This is a genomic window from Methyloceanibacter sp., from assembly GCF_050728395.1.
Classification (GTDB): domain Bacteria; phylum Pseudomonadota; class Alphaproteobacteria; order Rhizobiales; family Methyloligellaceae; genus Methyloceanibacter.
The window spans coordinates 1-6,411 of sequence record NZ_JBOHJB010000129.1 but is presented as its reverse complement, the minus strand read 5'-3'; the positions used below and the strand labels follow the sequence as shown (position 1 = coordinate 6,411).

At 63.0% G+C, this 6,411-nt stretch carries 6 protein-coding genes; 2 read left to right on the top strand and 4 right to left on the bottom strand.

Translation table 11 applies throughout. The annotated features are described in order from the left end of the window. The first annotated feature begins 161 nt into the window (after positions 1 to 161). Complete coding sequence (locus tag ACREC7_RS15235) at positions 162 to 587, top strand: HIT family protein (protein WP_431556544.1); 426 nt, start codon at positions 162 to 164, stop codon at positions 585 to 587. Positions 588 to 712: 125 nt separating this feature from the next. On the opposite strand, the gene clpA is transcribed toward ACREC7_RS15235, so the two are convergent. The 3 genes from clpA to ACREC7_RS15220 form a co-directional block, all read right to left on the bottom strand. Then, entirely contained in the window at positions 713 to 3,208 is a 2,496-nt protein-coding gene (gene clpA / locus ACREC7_RS15230; protein WP_431556543.1) for an ATP-dependent Clp protease ATP-binding subunit ClpA, read from the bottom strand. A gap of 8 nt (positions 3,209 to 3,216) precedes the next feature. Next, positions 3,217 to 3,546, bottom strand: coding sequence for an ATP-dependent Clp protease adapter ClpS (gene clpS, locus ACREC7_RS15225; protein ID WP_431556542.1), 330 nt, complete (start codon positions 3,544 to 3,546; stop codon positions 3,217 to 3,219). A 205-nt stretch (positions 3,547 to 3,751) separates the two neighbouring features. Continuing rightward, a complete protein-coding gene (locus tag ACREC7_RS15220; RefSeq protein WP_424389252.1) occupies positions 3,752 to 4,087 on the bottom strand; it encodes a phasin family protein in 336 nt (111 codons plus the stop codon). Positions 4,088 to 4,400: 313 nt separating this feature from the next. Between ACREC7_RS15220 and ACREC7_RS15215 the strand changes: the two genes are divergently transcribed. After that, the gene (locus ACREC7_RS15215) at positions 4,401 to 5,690 is read left to right on the top strand and encodes an SPOR domain-containing protein (RefSeq protein ID WP_431556541.1); all 1,290 of its coding nucleotides are present in this window, start codon (positions 4,401 to 4,403) and stop codon (positions 5,688 to 5,690) included. Positions 5,691 to 5,702: 12 nt separating this feature from the next. On the opposite strand, the gene ACREC7_RS15210 is transcribed toward ACREC7_RS15215, so the two are convergent. Continuing rightward, positions 5,703 to 6,411, bottom strand: a 709-nt coding sequence (locus tag ACREC7_RS15210) for an amidohydrolase (protein WP_431556540.1), incomplete at its 5' end; no start/stop codon positions are given.

Here is a 6,411-nt window from a genome sequence, read left to right as displayed (position 1 = left end):
CCCAGCCGTACAGCGAAGTCTTGTTCCCCCTCACCCCAACCCTCTCCCCACAGGGGAGAGGGAGCGCGCCCTGCCGCTCTTCGGGGGAGCAATATTCTGGTTGACCTTGACGCGCCAAGGACTCGAAATGACTCGCGAAAATGCGATCAAGAGGCGCGTCAATGACCTACGATCCGAACAATATCTTCGCCAAGGTGCTGCGCGGCGAGCTTCCCTGCCACAATATCTACGAGGACGACGACACGCTCGCCTTTCTCGACATCATGCCGCGGTCGGAAGGCCACGCGCTGGTGATCACCAAGGAGAAGGCGACCGACCTGTTCGACGTGTCGCCGCAGGCGCTCGTCAAGCTCATGGCCGTGGTGCAGAAGCTCAGCCCTGAGATCAAGGAGGCGGTGGGCGCCGACGGCGTGCTGATCGCGCAGTTCAACGGCGCGGCCGCGGGCCAGACCGTGTTCCACCTCCACGTCCACATCATCCCGCGCAAAGAGGGCACGGAGCTGAAGCCCCATGCCGGCATCATGGCCGACCAGGCGATCCTCGCCACTACGGCCGAAAAGATCAGGAAGAAGCTTCAGACGGCTTAGTCAACCTGCACCCACCGTCATGGCCGGGCTTGTCCCGGTCATCCATGTCTTCGCCCGTTGCGGGAGCTGTTCGTGGATGCCCGGCACAAGGCCGGGCATGACGAAGTTAATGTCGGGTGAGTAATCTACCGCGAGCCGAGAGGCACTTTCGGCACCGGGCTTGAACTCAAGCCCCGCTGCGCGCCAGCCCGGCGCGGTCCAGGCCGGCGTGGGCCGCGCTTCGGCTTTTGCTTCGGCGCGGATTTCACACCACCGCCTCCGGAGCCTTCAGGACCGCCATCCTCGGGATCGAAATCCTCACCCTCGAGCTCGTCAGGCCCGCGCGGCTTGATCGGTGCATCGGCCTTGATGTATTCAAAGCCGAGCAGCTTCTCGCCGTCCTTCTCGTTGACCAGTACGCGCACGATGCCGCCGTCTTTCAGGGCCCCGAACAGGATCTCCTCGGCGAGCGGCTTCTTGATGTGCTCCTGGATGACGCGCGCCAAGGGCCGAGCGCCGAATTTGTCGTCATAGCCGCGCTCGGCGAGCCATTGATTGGCTTCGGGCGTGAGCTCGATGGTGATGTTGCGGTCGCCGAGCTGCGCCTCGAGCTGGAACACGAACTTCTCCACCACCTTGGAGATGATCTCCGGCGAGAGGTTGGCGAAGGGGATGATGGCGTCGAGCCGGTTACGGAACTCGGGGCTGAACAGCCTGGTGATGGCCTCCTCGTCGTCGCCCTCGCGCTTCGACCGGTTGAAGCCGATCGCCGCCTTGGCGAGGTCGGAAGCCCCGGCATTGGTGGTCATGATCAGGATTACGTTCTGGAAGTCGACCTTCTTGCCGTTGTGGTCGGTCAGCTTGCCGTGATCCATGATCTGCAACAGGATGTTGAACAGGTCCGGGTGGGCCTTCTCGATCTCGTCGAGCAGCAGCACCGAATGCGGATGCTGGTCGATGCCGTCGGTAAGCAGGCCGCCCTGGTCGAAACCCACATAGCCGGGCGGTGCGCCAATCAGCCGCGACACCGTGTGGCGCTCCATGTACTCACTCATGTCGAAGCGGAGCAGCTCGACGCCGAGCAGCAGCGCAAGCTGGCGCGCGACCTCGGTCTTGCCGACGCCGGTCGGCCCGGAGAACATGTAGCAGCCGATCGGCTTCTCTGGCTCGCGCAGGCCGGCGCGGCTGAGCTTGATCGCGGCGGCAAGCGCCTCGATCGCCCGGTCCTGGCCGAACACCACGCGCTTCAAATCCTGATCGATGGCGCGCAGCACCTCGGCGTCCGACTTCGACACCGTCTTTGGCGGGATGCGGGCCATGGTGGCGATGGTCGACTCGACCTCTTTGACGCCGATGATCTTGCGCCGCTGCCGCTCGGGCAACAGCATCTGCGAGGCGCCGGTCTCGTCGATCACGTCGATCGCCTTGTCGGGCAGCTTGCGGTCGTGAATGTATTTGGCCGAAAGCTCGACCGCGGACTTGATAGCCTGCCGCGTGTAGCGGACCCGGTGGAAATCCTCGAAATAGGGCTTCAGCCCCTTCAGGATCTCGATGGCATCGGGGACCGACGGCTCGTTCACGTCGATCTTCTGGAAGCGGCGCACCAGCGCCCGATCCTTCTCGAAATGCTGCCGGTATTCCTTATAGGTGGTCGAGCCGATGCAGCGAAGCGTGCCTGACTGCAGCGCGGGCTTGAGCAGGTTCGAGGCGTCCATGGCCCCGCCTGAGGTGGCGCCGGCGCCGATCACCGTATGGATCTCGTCGATGAACATGATGGCGCCGGGATAGGCCTCGATCTCGCGCATCACGGCCTTGAGCCGCTCCTCGAAATCGCCGCGGTAGCGGGTGCCGGCGAGCAGCGCACCCATGTCGAGCTGGAAGATGGTGGATTCGGCGAGCACTTCCGGCACGTCGCCCATGACGATGCGGCGCGCGAGGCCTTCGGCGATGGCGGTTTTGCCCACGCCGGGATCGCCAACGAATAGCGGGTTGTTCTTCTGCCGCCGGCAGAGCACTTGGATGGTGCGCTGGATCTCCGGCCCGCGACCGATCAAAGGATCGATGCGGCCGGCCCGCGCCTTCTGGTTTAGGTTGACGCAATAGACCTCGAGCGCATCGGCGCCGCGCTTCTTCTCGTCGCCGCCCTCGACCGTCGCGGCATCCTCCTCCACGCCGCGCACGGTGCGCGGCTCGGACATGCCGGCCCGCTTAGCGATGCCGTGGCTGATGTAGTTCACCGCGTCGAAGCGGGTCATGTGCTGCTCTTGCAGGAAGAAGGCGGCGTGGCTCTCCCGCTCGGCGAAGATCGCCACCAGCACATTGGCGCCGGTCACCTCCTCGCGGCCCGACGACTGCACATGGGCGACGGCGCGGTGAATCACGCGCTGGAAGCCAGCGGTCGGCTGGGCGTCGTTGTGCGAATCGAGCACCAGCCCGGCGAGCTCGTTGTCGAGATACCCGGTGAGCTTGTCCCGCAACAGATCGAGATCGACGTCGCAGGCGCGCATCACCGCTGCGGCGTCGCGGTCGTCGAGCAGCGACAACAGGAGATGCTCGAGCGTCGCGTATTCGTGACTGCGCTCGTTGGCGTATTGCAGGGCGCGCCGTAAGGCCTGTTCCAGACTGGACGAGAAGGAAGCCACCTAAACCCTCACTCTTTCTCCATGGTGCATTGCAGCGGGTGCTCATGCTGACGGGCGAAGCTCGTCACCTGGGCTACTTTAGTCTCAGCCACCTCATATGTGTAGACTCCACAAATGCCGACGCCCTTCTGATGGACGTGCAGCATAATCCGAGTCGCCTCTTCCGGCGGCTTGTTAAAGAAGCGTTCGAGCACGTACACGACGAAATCCATCGGCGTATAGTCGTCGTTGAGAAGCAGCACCTTGTACAGGCTCGGCCGCTTCGTCTTCGGACGCGTCTTGGTGATGATATGAGTGCCGGTGTCGCCGCCCCGGCGAGTGTCGCCGTTTCGCGCCATCGTCAACCCCTATGTGGCGTCTCGTTCATCATCTGCCAAGACATTATCCTGATCCATTCTACCGGCATCATGCAAGGAGCAGCAATGCGCGCTCCCGATGCTCCATAACATAGTGCTGATTGCTGTCGGGAAAACGGCAAAAAAAAAGACCCGGGAAGCAATCCCGGGTCTTTTCGATAGACCAGGTGGAGTCTGGCAGGTGCCGTTAGGAGACCTTCTTGGTGAAGGCGGTCTCGACCGGCTTATAGGCATCGCGAGCGAGGCCCGCATACATCTCGCCGATCTTGGACATCTCGGCCATGTAAGTGTCATACGCCTTCTTCGCATACTGAGATTGAATCTCGACGGCCTGCTCTACCGACTTGGCGCCGATCAGCTGCTCGAACGCGCGAGTATGGTCCTCGAACGCCTTCTTGGAATAATCGGTCACCTCGGCGGCGATGGCCTGGAAGCCTTTGTTCATCTCGCCGAATGACTTGACGGCCGCATCGAAGCCGTCCTTACCCACTTTCTGAAACTCTTCGAAACCTTTGAGCATCATGAGCCCTCTCTGAAAGAACCGATCCTAGCGTGGCGAGCCATATATATGCATTGCACAATAAACGGTCAACAAAAATTTTTGCACTGCACAATAATCTTGGTTCGGGGCCCTTAACGCTTTCGCAATCGCCGGATTTTAGCCTTGTTGCGAACCCAGTCGCGCCAGCAAGTTGCGACAAAGCTCGTGTCACTTGGGTGGCGTTTGGGAAGATGCGAAAAGACGGGGGCGAGGCCTGACGGCCTTCGAGGACGGGGTGGAGTTCCGGCAGTCTCAAAGTTGCTGTGGCCTGCGGCTGCACGCATGGCGCCCGCTTGTGCTTCTGCTCGCACTCGCGATGGCGGTGCCTTCAACCGGAGTCCTTGCCAAGCCAAAGTCCAGATCGAGCGGCGGCGCGATTGCGGCAGCGATCGTGGTCGACATGAATTCGGGCCGCATCCTGCAAGAGCAGGCCTCCACCGCCCCGCGGGCGCCGGCGTCGCTCACCAAGATGATGACCCTCTACGTCCTCTTCTCTTATATGCGCGCAGGCGCCGTCGGCCCTGATTCGGAGCTGGTGGTGACGCCCTACGCGGCAAGCCAGGCACCGACCAAGCTCAACCTGAAGCCGGGTGCGACCATTCGCGCTGCCGATGCCGTCAACGCTCTCGTCACCCTTTCCGCCAACGACGCCGCGGTGACCATCGCCGAGAACCTCGCCGGGACCGAAGCGAACTTCGCCCGGGTGATGACCAGGAAGGCCCAGGAGCTCGGCATGATGTCCACGCTGTTCCGCAATGCCTCCGGGCTTCCAAATGACGAGCAGGTGACCACGGCGCGGGACATGGCGGTCCTGGCGCAGCATCTGATTCGAGACTTCCCGGAATATTACGGCTGCTTCCAGACCAAATATTTCGCCTATCACGGCCGCCGCTACCGTAACCACAATCGGCTGTTGTTCGGCTACAAGGGCACCGACGGCATCAAGACCGGCTATACCAGAGCCGCTGGCTTCAACCTGACAGCTTCGGTGCGGCGTGACGACAAGCATCTGGTGGCGGTGGTGCTTGGCGGCAGAACCGGCGCCCAGCGCGATGCCGCCATGCGGGCACTGCTCGATCAGTCCTTCCCCAAGGCCATCGCCGGCAGACCCAAGCCTGTCGAGACAGCACCGCTCGTGGCAAGCCTTGAGACGCCTGCGCCACCGCCGCCGGTCGCCAAGAAGCGGGTCTTTGCGCTGGCTTCGGCGGCTCCAACAGCCGAGCCGGTAAGCGTCAGCCAGGACGCTGCGCCAATTGCTGCCAAGCTCGCCCCGGCCCCTGTACAGCCTATGGCTCCCGGCACCACGCCCGAGGGTTCAAACAAGATGGCGACGAGCGCCGGGCCCTATCACGTTCAAGTCGGGGCCTTCACCTCGCAGGGAGAGGCCGAAAGCAGGCTCGGTGAAGTCCGGGGCCGCGCCACCACCCTCCTCGACGGCCACCAGCCACTCGCGGTCGCCTTTCAAAAGGACGACACGCAGTGGTATCGCGCGCGCTTCGCCGGCTTCTCACAGGATAATGCGAAAAGCACCTGCGCCCAATTGAAGCGCATGTCCTTCGACTGCCTGGTGATGCGCGCCAATTAGGCGATGACGAGGTCAGTTGCGGTTGAGCCAGTCGCGCATGCGCGCCTCGCGCTCGTCCCACCATTTCCCGGCATCCTCATCATCATCCGCCGCATCGCCTCCGGGTGAGGCGGCATGGACGAGGCGTCCGTCGAGATAGGTGGCGAGCACCTTGGTATCCTCGATAGTCTCAGGGTCGATTGTGAGAATGTCGCGGTCGAGCACGACAAGATCGGCACGCTTGCCCACTTCCAGGCTGCCTGTGGTCGCATCCTGCTTCATGGCGTAGGCGGCATTGGTGGTGTAGGCGTCGATCGCGGTGGTGAGCGGAATGCACTCCTCGATATTGAGCGGCGACTGGCCCTTGCCGCCGGCTCGCGTGACGGCGGTCTGGAAGGCGCGGAACGGATTGTATGAGGAGATGTCCCAGTCGCTGCCGCCGATGATGGTTGCGCCAGCCTCATGCAGGCTGCCCGCAGGGTAGAGATACTTGTACCGCTCGGGACCGAGATAGGGCTCGACCGGACCCTCGGTCGCGGGCTCGCGCTTGGCCCATTCGAGCTGCATGTCCGCCATCACGCCGAGATCCTTGAAGCGCGGAAAGTCTGCCGGATCGACGAGCTGCAAATGGGCCATTTGGTGGCGATTGTCCTTGTCGCCGTTGGCAGCCCGGGCCGCAGCAAAAGCGTCGAGGCCCGCGCGCACGGCGCCGTCGCCGATGGCATGGATGTGCACCGCCTGT

What these genes read in the sequence shown, in the direction of transcription:
- ACREC7_RS15220 (WP_424389252.1), bottom strand. Translation starts at nt 4,087, where the DNA reads ATGATGCTCAAAGGTTTCGAAGAGTTTCAGAAAGTGGGTAAGGACGGC.
- ACREC7_RS15235 (WP_431556544.1), top strand. Translation starts at nt 162, where the DNA reads ATGACCTACGATCCGAACAATATCTTCGCCAAGGTGCTGCGCGGCGAG.
- clpS (WP_431556542.1), bottom strand. Translation starts at nt 3,546, where the DNA reads ATGGCGCGAAACGGCGACACTCGCCGGGGCGGCGACACCGGCACTCAT.